The sequence below is a fragment of the Arsenophonus nasoniae genome, assembly GCF_004768525.1.
Classification (GTDB): Bacteria; Pseudomonadota; Gammaproteobacteria; order Enterobacterales; family Enterobacteriaceae; genus Arsenophonus; species Arsenophonus nasoniae.
This window is the reverse complement of the sequence record NZ_CP038613.1, coordinates 2,786,279-2,803,028: the sequence shown is the minus strand read 5'-3', so window position 1 is coordinate 2,803,028 and position 16,750 is coordinate 2,786,279. Positions and strand designations below refer to the sequence as shown.

Here is a 16,750-nt window from a genome sequence, read left to right as displayed (position 1 = left end):
TTAGGTATCATTGATAGTTAGCGGAGAGGGTATGCAAGTTTTTATGATTTATAGTGATTAAGTTAAAAGGCAAAACAAACTTGCCACGCAGTGTTGCTAATATGGCAGTGAGATTGATTAACAACTTTTCTGTTAAATAAAAAGCGTTACACAAGGCTGTTTTTATCAATTCCAAGCCGTTTCATGCGTGATAGTAATGTCGTGCGTTTTAGCCCCAGCCGTAGCGCTGCACCTTTAGGGCCAGCAATAACACCATTCGTCTCTTTTAGTACACGGACAATACGTTGAAACTCATCTTCTAGCGGATGAAAATCACGATTTTCACACTTTGTCGGAATTTTTGTTTCATTGGTGTTGAAGCACATTTCAGCTAATGAAAGCTGAAGTACATTGCCTCGTGTCAATAAAACAGCACGTTCAATGACGTTTTCTAGTTCGCGTATATTGCCCGGCCAATCCATTTTACTTAATAGCTGTAAAGTTTGTGCAGGAATACTATCAATCTTGCGTCCAAGACGGTTGGCAATTTTAAAAGTAAACGCTTTCACTAATAATGGAATGTCTTTTGCCCGCTCGCGTAGTGGGGGCAGGTAGATAGGAAAAACATTTAGTCGATAATAGAGATCAGCTCTAAATTCACGATCTGCAACCATTTGTCTAAGGTCACGGTTAGTAGCAGCGATAAGACGTACATCTGTCCGAATGATCCTATTGCTACCCAGGCGTTCAAATTCTTGTTCTTGCAATACCCTTAACAACTTAGGTTGAAGTTCTAGTGGCATATCACCCACTTCATCTAAAAATAGCGTGCTTTTATCTGCTAATTCAAACCGACCAATACGCTGGGTATTAGCGCCAGTAAATGCACCACGCTCATGACCAAACAGATCACTTTCAAGTAAGCCCGCTGGCATGGCGGCACAATTAAGTTTTACCATCCGACGATTATTACGACCACTGAGTTTATGAATGGCACGTGCAATCAGCTCTTTGCCGGTGCCTGTTTCGCCTAAAATCAGTACGGTACTATTGCTGTGCGCTACCATTTCAACCTGTTTCATGACCGTTATCATGGCGTCACTTTGACCAACGATTTCACCAAAATCTGTGCTGACATTATTAATTTGTTCTGTCAGCGCTAAATTTTCATCAATCAGTCGCTCCTTTAAACGGCGGATTTCTTGATAAGCAAGTGCGTTATCTACCGCAATCGCAACGCGTTCTGCGATTTGGCGCAGCAGTTTCAGCGTCGAGGAGGTAAAAACCGGCGCTTGAACGTGTGCCAGTTTTAATACACCCAGTACCCGATCGCTAAAAATTAGTGGCAACAAACATAAGGTTTGCTCCTGCTTATCCCATAATTCAAATAGCATGCGAACGCATGCTGAGTGTTTGTCGTAGTGGTGAAGATTTAGCAAAAGCATCTCTTTCTTTTGCATGACTTTTTGGTATAAAGTCCCTTTTTCATCTATCTCACGTTGATCATGTAGCGGAATATTTTTATCGACATAATGGATTGAATATACGCTAAGTTTCCCTTTATGGTTACTGCGTAATACGATGCTAATTGAATCGATAGCAAAATTAGTCTGAATTTCTTGCGCAACCTCGGTGATCAGTTCATCCAAATTTAGCTTGGATAAGACGGCATTAGTGATAGCCACCAACAAGCGATAATCGTCACGTTCACGACATAGTTGGCCATAATTAATATTATTGTTCAACCGCGATTGGATCTGTTCCACTGCCAGGCTGATGATTTGAGCAAGTGTTTGTAGGCGCGAGAAGGCGTGTTCCGTCCAGGGTTCATTTGTGGTGCGCAGAAATTCGCAGCCACCAAATATTTTGCCTTCAGCGGTCAACGGCATCAGACTGTAATAATTGAAGACTGGATAGAGTTTTAATTCATTAAGTTGGGGCCAGGTTTGATTAAATTCTTGGTAGCGGCAATGGAGTACATCTGGACGTGACAGCATATGGCGGATTGGGCCACAGGCTAGCAAAGTTTCATCTTCATAGCGAATATCATGTTGCTGTTCGTCAACACTAAATAGGCAGACTCTCCGGCGTTCAAATTGCCACAGCAGGATATTAACGTGATCGGCCAGTTTCAGTTGCCTGACATGGGTTTTGACGGCTTGGGTTAGCGCACAGAGATCAGGTTGTTGCAGTAAGGTACGAGTAATATCAAATAAACCTTGTTCGTTGCTTATACTCGTCGGTGTATACGACATACCTCATATTCCGAAAGTTAATGGCCAATGAGTGGCGTGATTGGTTAGCAAATTCTGGGTAATGGTTCACTGTAGGGTAGATCAAGTGTACGTTTGATACCATAAAGTCCGGTTAGCTTCACGCCTTTTTGGCTAACGACTTCGCCAATAATTGCCGCGTCTAAGCCCAAAGGATGTTGTTGTATGTGCGTCAAAATACGTTCTGCCGCATTGCGTTCGACTGCGATGACCAGCTTTCCTTCATTAGCAAAATTGAGAGGATCCAGACCTAATAGCTCACAAATACCGCGCACAGCAGGTTTTATCGGTAGCGTGCTTTCATTGAGTTCAATCCCGTAGCCGCAACTGGCAGCAAATTCGTGAACCACGGCATTTACGCCGCCGCGAGTCGCATCTCGCATTGCTTTGATCCCAGGTTCATTATGCAATGTTTTGATTAGCGGGGTTAGCATGGCGCAATCGCTTTGTAAATCGCCTTCCATCCCAAGTTGCTCTCGTAGGTTGAGAATAGTTGCACCATGATCGCCTAGCGAACCCGTTATCAGTAACCGATCGCCAGCTTGGATCTGACGCATACCCCAGTTCAAATGGCAGGGGATCATACCGATGCCGGCCGTATTAATAAATACCTTATCGGCCGCCCCACGAGGAACTACTTTGGTATCACCGGTTACGATGCTTAATCCTGCTGCCTTGGCCGTTGCCGCCATACTATCGACAATGCGTTCCAATGTGGCGATGGTTAATCCTTCTTCCAGGATAAAACTACAAGAAAGCCAACGAGGAAAAGCACCACTCACCGCCACATCATTGCTAGTGCCACAAACTGCCAGTTTACCAATGTCTCCACCAGGAAAAAATAACGGATCAATAACATAACTGTCAGTGGAAAAAGCCAGTCTATCCCCTTGCTGAGTTAATAAATGCAATGGGATCCGCGCCTGATCTTCCTGCTCATTAAGTAACGGGTTATCAAAGGCTTGAATAAAAAGCTGATTGATGAGTTGCTGCATAGCTTGCCCACCACTACCATGGGCGAGAGTGACAGTTTTCATACTTCATACTCCTGAGAACGATACTGGTACCAAGCACTGCAAGCACCTTCGGACGAAACCATCAACGCCCCTAATGCATTTTGGGGGTTACATTGTCGACCAAAGCGTGGACATTGAACAGGTTTACAACGCCCGGTTAGTACTTGGCCACAATAAGTCTGCGGATCATCATAACCGGTTGGTGGACGTAAGTGAAAATGCTGCTCAGCATCAAATTGCTGATATTTTTTATTAAGGTAAACACCAGAGTGCTCTATCATACCAAGGCCACGCCACTCGCTGGTGCCTTTAATAGAGAATACTTGTTGCATTACTGTCTGCGCTTTACTATTGCCGGCGTCAGGTACCACACGGCGATACTGATTTTCTACCCGACTATTAGCCGCTATTTTTTGTTCAATTAACATTAATACCCCTTGCAGCAAATCAACTGGTTCAAAACCGGCGACAACAAGCGGGCGTTGATATTGTGTGGCGATAAAGTTGTAAGCGTAAATACCAATAATCATACTGACGTGTCCAGGCGCTAAAAATGCATCAATACTATTATCAGGCTGTTGTAATAAATTTTTTAGTACCGGGATCAAGGTTATGTGCTGACAAAAGAAATAAAAGTTATCAATGTTAGCTGCTTTTGCTTGTATTAAGGTGAGCGCGGTGGTTGGCATGGTTGTTTCAAATCCAAGACCAAATAGAACCACTTTTTTGGTCGGATTTTGTTGGGCAAGTTTTAGTGCATCCATTGGTGAGTAGATAATCCGTACGTCAGCTCCGCCAGCTCTGGCTGTTAGCAATGAGCCATTTTTGCCCGGTACGCGCATGGCATCACCAAAAGTGCAGAATATGACTTGTGGTTGGTTAGCAATTTCCAGGCAGCTATCAATACGGGCCATTGGCAGTACACAAACAGGACAGCCTGGGCCATGGATAAACTCAACATTTTTCGGTAATAGTTGATCGAGACCAAATTTAAAAATAGCATGGGTGTGCCCACCGCAGACTTCCATAATGCGAAAAGGTCGTTGTTCACTGTAGGGTAGATGCTTAGCGCGCTGGTTAATGATTTCAATAAGCGACATCACTTTTTGTTGATCACGATATTCATCAATAAAACGCATTAGCCCTTCTCCTCACCATATAGTAAAGCACCCACATCAGGCTCTACGGCGTGCATATTTTGTAATGCAGCCAGTGTATCTAACGCTTCCTGTTCATCGATTACGCTCATGGCAAAGCCAACGTGGATTAGCACCCATTGGCCTAGGCGGCTATTACCCCTTTCGTCATGCTTACCAACAAGCGTTAAATCCACATCACGGCTCACCCCACCGATCACTACTTTGGCTAACATAGTGTCAGTTAGTTGACTAATTTTTCCGGGAATACCTATACACATCGCTGATTCTCCAACCAGGCTAACCAGTTGTCCATACCTTTACCCGTAGTGGCCGATACCAGCAAAATTTCAATCTGCGGATTCACTTGATGGGCGTAAGCTAAACATTTTTTTAGGTCAAAATTAACATAGGGCAGTAAATCGACCTTATTAAGCAACATTAGCGAGGCGGCCGCAAACATATGTGGATATTTGAGTGGTTTGTCTTCACCTTCTGTTACCGATAAAACGGCAATTTTGTGTTGTTCGCCTAAATCAAACCCGGCAGGACAGACCAAATTGCCAACATTTTCGATAAACATGATCCCGCCTGCGGCAAGGGGAAGTCGTTGCATGGCATCAAAGATCATCTGTGCATCAAGATGACACCCTTTACCGGTATTTACCTGAATAGCTGGGGTTCCTGTGGCGCGGATCCTTTCGGCGTCGTTAGTGGTTTGTTGATCGCCTTCAATAACTGCGCAAGGAATATCGTTTTGTAACCGCGTAAGTGTTTCTGTCAACAGCGTTGTTTTACCTGATCCTGGACTGGAAACCAGATTTAGCGCTAGCTGTTTGTTGGCGATGATTACGCTGCGCTAATCGGTTGTTTTTGTCCAGTACATCGATTTCAATTTCCAACATTTTGCGCTGACTTAAACCGGGCGCATGGGCACCGGCTTCACCTTGGCCATAATCCAGGTTAGTGGCCTTTGGCTCACTAGCACTGAGGCTAGTTTTATGAATGGCTTTTATTTGTAATGATTGACGAGGCACGAGAGAGAATGGGGCGCTGCGAAAAGCAGAATGTGGATTGCGTTCATCGCCTTCAATATATTGGTTGCCTTGTTCGCAACCGCAGATGGTGCACATGGTTTACTCCTATTCTATTTCTAACCGCATAATTTGTAGCCCATCATCCGCAACAATATGGAGATTATGGCTATTACATTTTGGACAGAGCCTTACACGATGGGTTAAGAGTTTTATAAATTGCTGACATTGACGGCACCAGCATTCTGCCTGCTGTTGTTCTAAATGAAGTTCGCAACCTTCAGCGACCGTATCCCGGCAGACTAACTCAAAGCAAAATTGCAGCGCACTGCTTTCTACGCAGGCAAATGCGCCAATTTTAAACCACACCTGGGTGACGCGTTTTGCATTGCTTTGTGCTACTTGTTGCTCAATAAGTTCCAATGCCTGCTGGCAGAGGGTGATTTCGTGCATAAAGCCTCCAGCATCTGTTTATATTGATTAATGCAATATGGATGCCATTGCTTAGCAATCATAGGCTTTTTATTGACATAAATGGGGATTCAAAAGTGCTATCCAACGATTGTGTAGCCGCTATGCTTAGTTTATTGCTCAAAACAAAATGAACAGCTAAAGGGCCATTAGCAGCCGCTGGCATTTCATGTCTCTGATATCTAAATAACAACTTAAATGGGCCAGCTTTTTGGCTGTTTTATTATTTAATTATATGAAAATAAAATAATTATATTTTGGCATGAGATCTGCTTAGTGAGGTTATTTTTTATAAATTGAGTCAATCACTATGATCTTTTCATCATTAAGCCAGAAAACCGATGTTATGGCTAAACACCTTCTTGCTCGTCTGGTGGCGCGCTATCACAACTATGACGGTTATATTATGCGCCAATTTATCGCGCTTGCAAAAGTAGAGCCTCAGCGCCTTAGCTTTTGTGGTTTTTGGGATGGATTAATTTACCGTTTATTTACTGGCATTTTGATTCTTATCATCTCGCCATTAACTGCCATTCGTCATACTTTGCAGCATACCATTGAAACTGGCAAGGCCTGGCAAACTAGGTTACGGCAAATGATCATGTTGAGTTAATTTACAGCTAGCTAACTAGGTTATTGGATAATGTCGGAAGTGACTATTTCGACATGGTTTAGTCAAAAATGACTATCACTAAAGGATCAAAAATGACTATCACCACAGGATCACCGGTGAATCGTTTTGTTATTGCTGACTCTACGCTTTGCATTGGCTGTCGTACTTGTGAAGCTTCTTGCTCGGAAAATCACCGCTTACAAGGGCTACAAATGCAAGCGCGTCTGAAAGTGATGCGAAATGAAAAACAATCAGCCCCTCAACTTTGTCACCAATGTGAAGATGCGCCTTGTGCGCAGGTTTGTCCGGTTAATGCCATTAACCGTATCAATAATGCTATTCAATTAAACGAAAGTTTGTGTGTCAGTTGTAAATTGTGTGGTCTCGCATGCCCGTTTGGTACTATCGAATTTTGTGGCAGTCGCCCACAGGGTATTCCTGCTGATAGTAATACGCCGATGGCCCCGCCGGCACCACCGGAACCGGCACGTGTTAGTCCCTTTTTAGACTGGATAGCTGGTGTTCGCGCCATCGCTGTTAAATGTGATCTGTGCTATTTCGATCAACGAGGGCCAGCGTGTGTACGCACCTGCCCGACCAAAGCGCTACGTCTGATTGATAACCATGATATTGCCAACGCCAATAAACGTAAGCGTGAGCGGACTATCCAAATGGCGTTAGGCGATTTGTCGTTAATTAACGGTCAAAATGGAGAGTTGTAATGAGTGTCGAGATGTTAATTAACGCAGCAATTTTTACCTTTGTCATCAGCGGGTTGTTAGCCGCATTACTGATGTTCAACAAGTCGTTAAGTGGGTTAATCGCAGGGCTTGGTGGTGTTTTAGCTAATCTTGCTATGCTATTGGCCGGCGGACAAGTGCTGTTGGGCATCGCCAATGCCAGCGATTTTATGTTAGCTGTCGGTAACTGGTCACTGCATATCACGGCACTTAATGGATTATGGTTAGTGGTTTTTGGTTTGCCAGGAATTTTTGTCAGCTTGTTTAATATCAGTTGGCATCGACATCATGCAACGCAGCCTAATGGGTGGTTAATAAATCTGTTATTGGCAGCGGCAACATTGGCGGTGGTGGCTGGGCATCTTGCTATGTTGGTGATGATGGCAGAAATTATGATGCTATGTGCGCTATTTCTGACCGGTTGCCAGCAGGCGAGTAAAGTGTGGTTTGTGTTAGGACGGTTGGGTACGCTGCTATTGGTTATGATGTGCGTCATGATCTGGCGAACTTATGGCACCTTAAATATTGCTGAGCTGCGTCTGTTAATGGTAACGCTACCAATGAGTAGTGTAACTTGGATATTGGGGCTAATTGGGTTTGGCTTATTAGCCGGTATTATTCCTCTGCATGGCTGGGTGGTGCCAGCTCATGCTAATGCTGTCAACGATCACCGAAAACTGATCCACTTTTTATCTAAATCCGATCAATCAAAATTGATCCACTGTTTTACTCAGTTATTGCTCCTGAGCGCCGCTTATCTTTCAATCGGTAGCTTTCACCGCTTAATTGCAGTACATGCGAATGATGAAGTAAACGATCAAGCATAGCGGCAGTTAATGTTGCGTCATCAGCAAAAGCACTTGGCCATTGCCCAAATGATAGGTTACTCGTCAATATGACACTGCCATGCTCATAACGCTTGGCAATCACATTGAAAAACAGGTTTGCTTCTTCTCGCCCAAACGGCAGGTATCCAATCTCATCGATAATCAACAACTTCGGGGCCATCACCGAACGTGATAGATATTGTTTGAGCTTATTTTGTCGTTTGGCAGTTGAGAGTTGCAACATCAGTTCAGCTGCCGTGGTAAAGCGGGTTTTCTTCTTGGCCTGTACTGCTTTTAATCCTAACCCAATAGCTAAATGCGTTTTGCCTACACCGCTTGGGCCAAGCAACACGACATTTTCATTACGTTCAATAAACGTTAATGCGCTTAATTCCTGTATGTGTTGTTTGGGGATCCCCGTTGCAAACTTAAAATCGAACGTATTAAGTTCTTTATGTGCTGGGAATCCTGCCATCCGACTCAAAAGATTACGAGTTCGTTCATCTCGTTGTTGTTGCTCACATTTTAACAGGGACAGTAAAAACTCTCCGTAGCTTTTGTCTTGGGCAATGCATTTTTCGGCAAGTGATGACCAATGAGTCGGAATAGAATTTAATTTCAATGACTCACACAGGTGTTCAATTTGTTCATGCAATAACATGTTCACCTCCCAGTAATGCTTCGTATACGCTGATTGAGTGTTGCAAACTGACAGATTCAAGGGGCGGTACGATAGGGATATTAAGCGTATTAGTCTGTGGGATAGATTGGCAAACCCTTGCTGGTAAGGGTAGAAGAGACTTAACTTCCTTAGCTAATCTATCTGCTGGCTTCTCTAACGTTGTTCCATGAATTCGCTGATGGGCAACGCGTTGTAACCATGGACCCACTTTTGCATTAGCTATTTCAATATCCAGTTCAAGATTATGAGCACGAAGGTCGGTGTTTAATGGCACGATAAAGCTGTTTTTTAAATAGTGGTTAAAGCGCTCTACTTTCCCTTTCGTTTTTGCCCTGTAGGGCTTGCAAGCCTTCAATTTAAACCCGTAATCTTTCGACATTTGAAGCATTTCGACATGTAATTTATGCTCACCTTCTGCATAAGCATCCCGTTCGATGATGAGGGATTTTGCGTTATCACACAATACTTCCTGTGGTACACCACCAAAGTAGTCGAAAGCTTCTCTTAAACCTTGCTGCCACGATTCTGCTCGTTCATTATCAAAGAACTTTACATAACTCGCACGCGAATAGCCTAGCGTTGCAACAAACGCTTTCAGCGATTTTTTACCTCGCCGGATGCTGGTGAAGTCGATTTGCATTTGTTGACCTGGCTGTGTTTCAAAACGGACGACTACTTCGGGAACAATGCTTGGTTTAAATTGACAAACAAATCGGCGTAATTGAGCAATACCACCTTGATAGCCGTTTTCAACTACCTCATCAAATAAGACTGTTGCAGGGATCCAATCAGGTTTAGCCAGTTCAATTCGCTGAAGCAAATAAGGTTTAAAGGGGGATAATTTAGTCGGTTGTTGACTTCTTTTAGCATAAGTTGGCATTGTCTGTTGTTGTAAATGATGTTTTACGGTGTTACGGGATATACCCAACTCACTGGCAATTTTTCGAAGGCTTTGTCCTTGTGCAAAGCGAACATGAATATCCACAAATATCTCCTTGGTTAACATAAATTATCCGTACAAAAATGTGCGAATAATACCAAGTGGATCAGTTTTAGATGATCGTTAGTGGATCAGTTTTGCATGATCGGTGACAATGCTACTGCGCCAGCGGCAGCGCTATTTTCTACTGTGGTATTGAAAGTGGGTGTGTATGGCATTTTGCTACTTTCATTACTCAATGCGACATTACCATTATGGTGGGCAATTGTGGTGTTATTGCTGGGTATGGTCACGGCATTTGTTGGTGGACTTTATGCATTAATGGAGCACAATATTAACCGATTACTGGCTTATCACAGCCTTGAGAATATCGGCATCATACTGTTAGGGCTTGGAGCCGGACTTGTTGGTGTCTCCCTGCATGACCCCCTTTTGATAGCACTTGGCATGGTCGGGGGATTATATCATCTATTTAGCCATAGCCTATTTAAAACTACGTTACTGCTTGGTGCGGGAGCAGTATGGTTCCGTACTGGTTATCTGGATATTGAAAAATTGGGTGGCATTGGTAAACGTATGCCGCTTCTCGCGTTGGCGATGCTGGTTGGTTTAATGTCAATGGCAGCGCTCCCTCCTCTCAACGGTTTTGCCGGCGAGTGGATTATTTATCAATCCTTTTTCCGCCTGGGTGAACAGCCAGCGTTTATCAGCCGTTTGCTAGGGCCGTTATTAGCGACGGGGCTTGCCATTACCGGCGCCTTAGCGGTGATGTGTATGGCAAAAGTGTATGGCGTTATGTTTTGTGGTGCGCCTCGCACGCAAGCAGCTGAAAAAGCCTATCCTGCCCCCTGGTTAATGAATATTTCGCTCGTTGCATTAGCATTTTGTTGCGTTGTCGGTGGGGTAGCTGCGCCTTGGATTATGCCATTGCTCAGCTACGCCGTTCCCCTACCGTTAGTGACTAATCAAACAATGGTGTCGCAGCCGATGATCACGCTATTGTTGATTGCGGCAACGCTATTGCCGGTTGTTCTATTAATTATTTGCAAAGATGGACGTTTGCCATTTCACTCTCGTGGTTCGGCGTGGGTTTGTGGTTATCAATATGAACAGGCGATGAGTATCACTGCATCCGGTTTTGCCCAACCGGTAAAAGTGATGTTTGCTTTGGTATTTAAATTAGGACGGATACTCAACCCAGCGTCGTTGTTACCCGGTTGGCAAACAGCTAGCCTGCCTGTGTTGTTTCGTCGTGTGGCTTTTATCGAACTAGCGGTACTGCTGGTGGTTGTGATTTCTTAGGGAGCCTAATATGAATTCGCTGTTTTTTGCCCTTGTGCAGGCTTTAGTGCTATTTGCGTTAGCGCCACTACTATCCGGTGTCAGTCGAATGGCGCGTGCTCGTCTACATAACCGCAAAGGGCCCGGAGTGTTACAGGAGTATCGGGATCTCATTAAGTTACTTGGTCGCCAAAGTATCGCACCGACAGCATCAGGTTGGCTATTTCGACTTATGCCATTTTTAATGATCGGAGTAATGCTTACCATCGCGACCGCACTGCCCGTGGTGACAATAGCATCACCATTACCTGCGGTGGGTGATCTGATCACATTAATTTACCTGTTTGCTATCGGCCGTTTCTTTTTTGCGGTGGCCGGTCTGGATACCGGTAGTCCATTCACGGGGATTGGTGCCAGCCGTGAAGCGATGTTTGGGGTATTAGTTGAGCCAATTTTACTATTGAGCTTGTGGGTGGTTGCCCAACTGGCAGGTTCAACCCACATCAGTTTAATCACCGCGGCGATTTACCATTGGCCAGTAGAACAAAGCATACCTTTAGTGCTGGCATTTTGCGCCTGTGCTTTTGCCACGTTTATTGAAATGGCTAAGTTACCGTTTGATCTTGCCGAGGCTGAGCAAGAGCTACAGGAAGGGCCGCTTTCTGAGTACAGTGGTGCCAGTTTCGCGTTGTTAAAATGGGGCATTAGCCTGAAACAGCTAGTGATATTGCAGCTGTTTGTTGGCGTATTTATACCGTGGGGACAAATTGAGCATATGTCGATAGCAGGTTTGCTACTGGCACTGGTGGTGGCGTTGATAAAACTGTTGGCCGGAATATTGGTGATTGCGTTGTTGGAAAATAGCATGGCGCGGTTACGTTTTTTAGCCACATCACAAGTTACCTGGTTCGGTTTTGGCTTTGCCTTTTTAGCTTTCGTCTCTTTGTTAGCGATAGGATTTTAGAGAATTACCATGTCTGAAGAAAAATTAGGTCAACATTATCTTACGGCTTTGTGCCAGGCATTTCCCGGCGTTGTGTTGGAGGAAGGTTGGCAGACTAAAGATCAATTAACCATTACGATAAAAATCAACGCATTACCTGATGTGATAGCCTATCTTTACTACCAGCAAGGCGGCTGGTTATCGGTATTATTCGGTAATGATGAACGCAAATTATGCGGTCACTACGCGGTTTATTATGTACTTTCTATGGAGCAGGGAAGCAAATGTTGGCTCACTGTTCGGGTTGAGGTGGATGCCGATAAACCCGAGTTTCCATCGGTGACACCACGCGTTCCGGCAGCAGTATGGGGTGAACGTGAAGTCCGCGATATGTACGGTTTGATCCCCGTTGGTTTGCCCGATGAGCGTCGTCTGGTATTACCTGATGACTGGCCGGATGATCTCTATCCATTGCGTGAGGATAGTATGGATTATCGTCAGCGTCCTGCACCGACCACTGACAGTGAAACTTACCAATTCATTAATGAGTTGGGTAATAAGAAAAATAATGTGCTGCCCATTGGCCCATTACACGTCACTTCTGATGAACCTGGGCATTTTCGTTTATTTGTTGACGGCGAAAATATTATTGACGCTGATTATCGTCTGTTTTATGTCCACCGTGGGATGGAAAAACTGGCGGAAACACGGATGGGTTATAACGAAGTGACATTTTTGTCTGATCGGGTCTGTGGTATTTGTGGTTTTGCTCACAGTACGGCTTATGCCACCTCTATTGAAAATGCAATGGGAATTGTGGTTCCAGAGCGAGCTCAGATGATCCGCGCCATATTGCTGGAGATCGAGCGGTTGCATTCCCATTTGCTTAACTTAGGCTTAGCCTGCCATTTTGTTGGCTTTGATTCAGGTTTTATGCAATTTTTTCGGGTACGTGAATCTTCGATGAAGATGGCTGAAATCCTGACCGGGGCACGTAAAACCTATGGACTTAATCTAATTGGCGGTATTCGCCGTGATCTGCTGAAAGATGACATGAAAAAAAACCGCCAATTGGCCCAGCAGATGCGGCGTGAAGTGCAAGAACTAGTAGAGATATTATTAACGACCCCCAATATTGAGCAACGTACCGTCGGCATCGGACGTTTAGATCCGCAAGTCGCGCGCGATTTTAGTAATGTTGGCCCTATGGTACGCGCCAGTGGCCATGCGCGTTATACGCGCAGGGATCATCCTTTTATCGGTTATGGTTTACTACCGCTAGAGGTGCATAGTGAACAGGAATGCGATGTACTTGCTCGCCTTAAAGTTCGTATCAACGAAGTCTTTACCTCACTCAATATGATCGATTTTGGTTTAGATAATCTACCTGGTGGTGCATTAATGGTAGAAGGATTTACCTATATTCCGCACCGTTTTGCTTTAGGTTTTACTGAAGCACCCCGCGGCGATGATATTCACTGGAGTATGACCGGCGACAATCAAAAACTATGGCGTTGGCGCTGTCGGGCGGCAACTTATGCCAATTGGCCGACACTGCGCTATATGCTACGTGGCAATACTGTGTCTGATGCCCCACTGATAATTGGCAGTCTTGATCCGTGTTATTCCTGTACTGATCGTATGACTGTTGTCGACGTGCGTAAGAAAAAGAGTCAAGTGGTGCCTTATAAAGAACTAGAACGTTACAGCATTGAACGTAAGAATTCACCGCTGAAATAACTTTTGCTTTTGCGGCGGCGGTTTACCCCTGAACGTATTAGGGTTATGGCAAGCCGTTTATGGCTAACTAGCGCAATCTCTTTCGTCAGTTGCGTACAGTCAGTAAAAGCCAACTGGAGTTATCATGTTTAATTTTATTAAGAAAGCTTTAAAAACTGGGATAGTTACCGAAGATTATCCACTGACGCCAATTAAAGTGGATAAAAACTTTCGCGGTAAACCGCAACATAATCCGCAACAATGTATCGGTTGTGGGGCATGCGTCAACGCTTGTCCATCTAATGCACTGACCGCCGAAATTGATTTGCCAAAAGGCCAACTGTTCTGGCAATTGAACCTTGGTCGTTGCATTTTCTGTGGTCGTTGTGAAGAGGTTTGTCCAACGGCGGCCATTCGTTTGTCACAGGAATATGAACTAGCAGTATGGCGGAAAGAAGATCTTTGCCAGCAGGCACGATTTGCTATCTGTTATTGCCGGGTATGTCAGCGTCCTTTGGCAGTTAAAAAAGCGATCAACTATGTTATCGAGATACTGAAACATAATGGCGATCAACGCGCTGAACACCATCGAGAAAGCTTTGAAACTTGCCCTAATTGCAAACGCTTACAGGGATTGACTCCGGCAGATAAAATCGATTTAAGCCGTGAAATGAAGGAGACTATTTGATGAGCCAGTTTTTGGCATCGCGTGATCAGCAAGGTATGCCGGTACCGGTAGCAATAGAAGAGTCTATCGCAAGTATGAAAGCATTATTGTTGAAGAAAATTAAACGCTCTGCTTATGTTTATCGGGTTGACTGTGGCGGTTGTAATGGCTGTGAAATTGAAATTTTTGCCACCCTTTCTCCCATGTTTGATGCCGAGCGTTTTGGCATTAAAGTCGTTCCTTCCCCACGTCACGCTGATATATTGCTGTTTACTGGGGCGGTTACGCGCGCAATGCGGACGCCAGCATTACGCGCCTGGCATTCAGCTCCTGATCCCAAAATTGCCATATCCTATGGCGCATGTGGTAATTCAGGTGGCATTTTTCACGATCTGTATTGTGTTTGGGGCGGCACGGATAAGATCGTGCCTGTCGATGTTTATATTCCTGGCTGTCCACCGACACCGGCTGCGACCTTATATGGTTTTGCCATGGCTTTAGGCTTGCTGGAGCAAAAAATTCATCTGCGTGAACCCTTTGAAGAGGATAATCAACCGGCAGAAATTCTCCATTCAGATATGTTACAACCGTTGCGAGTCCGTATCGATCGTGCTGCCCGACGTTTAGCTGGCTATCGCTATGGTCGTCAGATTGCTGACAATTTTATCAATTATCTCATGCAGGGTGAAGATTGCGTGGCGCAATGGTTGGCTGACGAAAATGATCCGCGCTTAAATGAAATTGTTGCCAATCTTAGCCAAATTGTTGAGCAGGAGCGGATTAAATGAGTGATAAGGTGGTGTTCAGTCAGCTAAGCCGTAAATTTATTGATGAAAATGAGGGCACGCCACCGTAGGCACAGCAAGTTATCTATTATGGACTTGCCATTGGTCACCATTTAGGCGTGATAGATTGTTTACAAGCTGTACTTAGCTGTCCCTGGCCAGAATATCAGCTCTGGATTGCTACTCTCGAAGCAGGAAGTGAAGCGCAGCGAAAAATGGCGGGTGTTGCTCGTTATGGCGAAATTGTTATTGATAATAGCCATGTGGCAATGCTGGCAAAGGCTTTTAGCGCGGCGCTAAGCAAACAGACTAACCAACAGCAAAGTTGGAGCCAGCAGATGCGGAACATGCTAGCTAATATTCACCAAGAGAGTGCTATCTATTTGATGGTAAGGAGGGAGCGTGGCTGATGTCTTACTCTGTGTCGGCAATAGTATGATGGGTGATGACGGCGCAGGGCCATTGCTGGCAGAGATGTGTCGTAATACACCCCAAGGGGCATGGATAGTCATTGATGGCGGTAGTGCGCCAGAAAATGATATCGGGGTTATTCGCGAATTACAGCCAAATCGTTTGTTGATTGTTGATGCGACTGATATGGGACTGGCGGCGGGTGAAATTCGGCTGATCGATCCACAAGATATCGCTGATATGTTTATTATGTCGACCCATAATATGCCACTTAATTATCTTATTGAGCAGCTAAAAGAGGATACTAACGAGGTGATTTTCTTAGGTATTCAGCCAGATATTGTCGGCTTCTATTACCCGATGACGGCAGCGGTAAAAATAGCCGTTGAAACAGTTTATGCCAGTCTGGCTGATAATCAGCAGCTAAGGCAGTTCCGGCCACTATAAATATTGCATCGCATTGAGTAGCAAAAATGGGCTTGGCTAACGCAATTTTCTGGTTTCAGGCCCGCATTTTATTCTACTCATACGATCTAACTGTATTGCGCCAATATTTGTCATTGTCAATCGTGATAATGACAGGCACGTGCCAATTTTTTGTTAACTTAAAATTGGCACAGTTTATGAATATATTTCGCTATTGACTGTCATTGCTGGAGAAGTGAATGAATTGTTTCATTATTACTAATGCCAATAAATGTATTGGTTGTCGTACCTGCGAAGTGGCTTGTGTGGTATCTCATCAGGAAACCCAGGACTGTGCTTCACTCACACCGAAGACTTTCTTGCCACGTATCCATGTTATTAAAGGGGTTAGTGTCTCAACCGCCACGACCTGCCGCCAATGTGAAGATGCGCCCTGTGCCAACGTTTGTCCTAATGGTGCGATTACTCGTGAAAGCGATTTTGTCCACGTTCATCAAGCGCGTTGTATTGGCTGTAAAACTTGTGTTGTTGCTTGTCCTTATGGTGCGATGGAAGTGGTTTCACGGCCAGTCGTACGCAATAGTGGGGCTGGGTTGAATCTTGTCGTCGAGAAGGCTGAGGCAAATAAATGTGATCTTTGCCATCATCGCGCGGAAGGGCCGGCTTGTATTCAGGCTTGTCCTACCAACGCAATTATGTGTGTTGATCGTAACAAACTGGAACAACTCAATTTTGAGAAGCGCCGGCGGGCAGCGTTAAATGGTATAGCTAATCAAATTTTCTAACTAGTCAGCGCGGCATTAACCA

The 16,750-nt window shown here is 44.7% G+C and carries 16 protein-coding genes and 3 pseudogenes; 11 read left to right on the top strand and 8 right to left on the bottom strand.

What is annotated here, in order from left to right:
• Positions 1-146 precede the first annotated feature (146 nt).
• From flhA to hypA, 6 genes and pseudogenes are all read right to left on the bottom strand, one after another.
• Positions 147-2,234 carry a formate hydrogenlyase transcriptional activator FlhA gene (gene flhA, locus ArsFIN_RS14310; RefSeq protein ID WP_026822327.1) on the bottom strand — a complete coding sequence of 696 codons (2,088 nt, stop codon included), beginning with the start codon at positions 2,232-2,234 and terminating at the stop codon, positions 147-149.
• Positions 2,235-2,278: 44 nt separating this feature from the next.
• Positions 2,279-3,289, bottom strand: coding sequence for a hydrogenase expression/formation protein HypE (gene hypE / locus ArsFIN_RS14305; protein WP_026822328.1), 1,011 nt, complete (start codon positions 3,287-3,289; stop codon positions 2,279-2,281).
• Positions 3,286-4,407, bottom strand: a complete 1,122-nt coding sequence (gene hypD / locus ArsFIN_RS14300; RefSeq protein ID WP_026822329.1) for a hydrogenase formation protein HypD — start codon at positions 4,405-4,407, stop codon at positions 3,286-3,288. Before hypD ends, hypE begins: the two co-directional genes overlap by 4 nt.
• Entirely contained in the window at positions 4,407-4,685 is a 279-nt protein-coding gene (locus tag ArsFIN_RS14295) for a HypC/HybG/HupF family hydrogenase formation chaperone (protein WP_026822330.1), read from the bottom strand. Before ArsFIN_RS14295 ends, hypD begins: the two co-directional genes overlap by 1 nt.
• A pseudogene (hypB, locus tag ArsFIN_RS14290) lies at positions 4,676-5,537 on the bottom strand (hydrogenase nickel incorporation protein HypB). Before hypB ends, ArsFIN_RS14295 begins: the two are co-directional and overlap by 10 nt.
• 9 nt (positions 5,538-5,546) lie before the next feature.
• A complete protein-coding gene (gene hypA / locus ArsFIN_RS14285) occupies positions 5,547-5,891 on the bottom strand; it encodes a hydrogenase maturation nickel metallochaperone HypA (RefSeq protein ID WP_026822331.1) in 345 nt (114 codons plus the stop codon).
• Positions 5,892-6,219: 328 nt separating this feature from the next.
• Here hypA and ArsFIN_RS14280 point away from each other — a divergent pair, with 328 nt between their 5' ends.
• From ArsFIN_RS14280 to ArsFIN_RS14270, 3 genes are all read left to right on the top strand, one after another.
• On the top strand, positions 6,220-6,522 hold the full coding sequence (locus ArsFIN_RS14280) for a hypothetical protein (protein ID WP_026822332.1): 303 nt from the start codon (positions 6,220-6,222) through the stop codon (positions 6,520-6,522).
• Between the two features lie 116 nt (positions 6,523-6,638).
• On the top strand, positions 6,639-7,244 hold the full coding sequence (locus ArsFIN_RS14275; protein WP_026822333.1) for a 4Fe-4S dicluster domain-containing protein: 606 nt from the start codon (positions 6,639-6,641) through the stop codon (positions 7,242-7,244).
• A complete protein-coding gene (locus ArsFIN_RS14270; RefSeq protein ID WP_026822334.1) occupies positions 7,244-8,089 on the top strand; it encodes a hypothetical protein in 846 nt (281 codons plus the stop codon). The genes ArsFIN_RS14275 and ArsFIN_RS14270 overlap by 1 nt, the downstream gene beginning before the upstream one ends.
• Here the strand turns inward: ArsFIN_RS14270 and istB are convergent.
• On the bottom strand, positions 7,989-8,750 hold the full coding sequence (istB, locus tag ArsFIN_RS14265; protein ID WP_135677409.1) for an IS21-like element helper ATPase IstB: 762 nt from the start codon (positions 8,748-8,750) through the stop codon (positions 7,989-7,991). The two genes, ArsFIN_RS14270 and istB, sit on opposite strands and share 101 nt — an antisense overlap.
• Positions 8,737-9,777, bottom strand: a complete 1,041-nt coding sequence (gene istA, locus ArsFIN_RS14260) for an IS21 family transposase (protein ID WP_135677651.1) — start codon at positions 9,775-9,777, stop codon at positions 8,737-8,739. Before istA ends, istB begins: the two co-directional genes overlap by 14 nt.
• Before the next feature lie 87 nt (positions 9,778-9,864).
• On the opposite strand from istA, the pseudogene ArsFIN_RS14255 reads away from it, so the two are divergent.
• From ArsFIN_RS14255 to hydN, 8 genes and pseudogenes are all read left to right on the top strand, one after another.
• Positions 9,865-11,013, top strand: a pseudogene (locus tag ArsFIN_RS14255) (proton-conducting transporter transmembrane domain-containing protein); the annotation flags it as partial.
• 10 nt (positions 11,014-11,023) lie between these two features.
• Positions 11,024-11,956: a respiratory chain complex I subunit 1 family protein gene (locus ArsFIN_RS14250; protein WP_026823430.1), complete on the top strand. Its 933-nt coding sequence runs from the start codon at positions 11,024-11,026 to the stop codon at positions 11,954-11,956.
• 9 nt (positions 11,957-11,965) lie between these two features.
• Complete coding sequence (locus ArsFIN_RS14245; protein ID WP_026823431.1) at positions 11,966-13,675, top strand: hydrogenase large subunit; 1,710 nt, start codon at positions 11,966-11,968, stop codon at positions 13,673-13,675.
• A 124-nt stretch (positions 13,676-13,799) separates the two neighbouring features.
• Positions 13,800-14,342, top strand: coding sequence for a formate hydrogenlyase complex iron-sulfur subunit (locus ArsFIN_RS14240; protein ID WP_026823432.1), 543 nt, complete (start codon positions 13,800-13,802; stop codon positions 14,340-14,342).
• Positions 14,342-15,109, top strand: a complete 768-nt coding sequence (locus ArsFIN_RS14235; protein WP_026823433.1) for an NADH-quinone oxidoreductase subunit B family protein — start codon at positions 14,342-14,344, stop codon at positions 15,107-15,109. The genes ArsFIN_RS14240 and ArsFIN_RS14235 overlap by 1 nt, the downstream gene beginning before the upstream one ends.
• A pseudogene (locus tag ArsFIN_RS14230) lies at positions 15,106-15,516 on the top strand (formate hydrogenlyase maturation HycH family protein). The gene ArsFIN_RS14235 and the pseudogene ArsFIN_RS14230 overlap by 4 nt, the downstream one beginning before the upstream one ends.
• Complete coding sequence (gene hycI / locus ArsFIN_RS14225; protein WP_051297089.1) at positions 15,509-15,964, top strand: hydrogenase maturation peptidase HycI; 456 nt, start codon at positions 15,509-15,511, stop codon at positions 15,962-15,964. The pseudogene ArsFIN_RS14230 and the gene hycI overlap by 8 nt, the downstream one beginning before the upstream one ends.
• 218 nt (positions 15,965-16,182) lie before the next feature.
• Positions 16,183-16,728, top strand: a complete 546-nt coding sequence (gene hydN, locus ArsFIN_RS14220; RefSeq protein WP_026823434.1) for an electron transport protein HydN — start codon at positions 16,183-16,185, stop codon at positions 16,726-16,728.
• Positions 16,729-16,750: the final 22 nt, after the last annotated feature.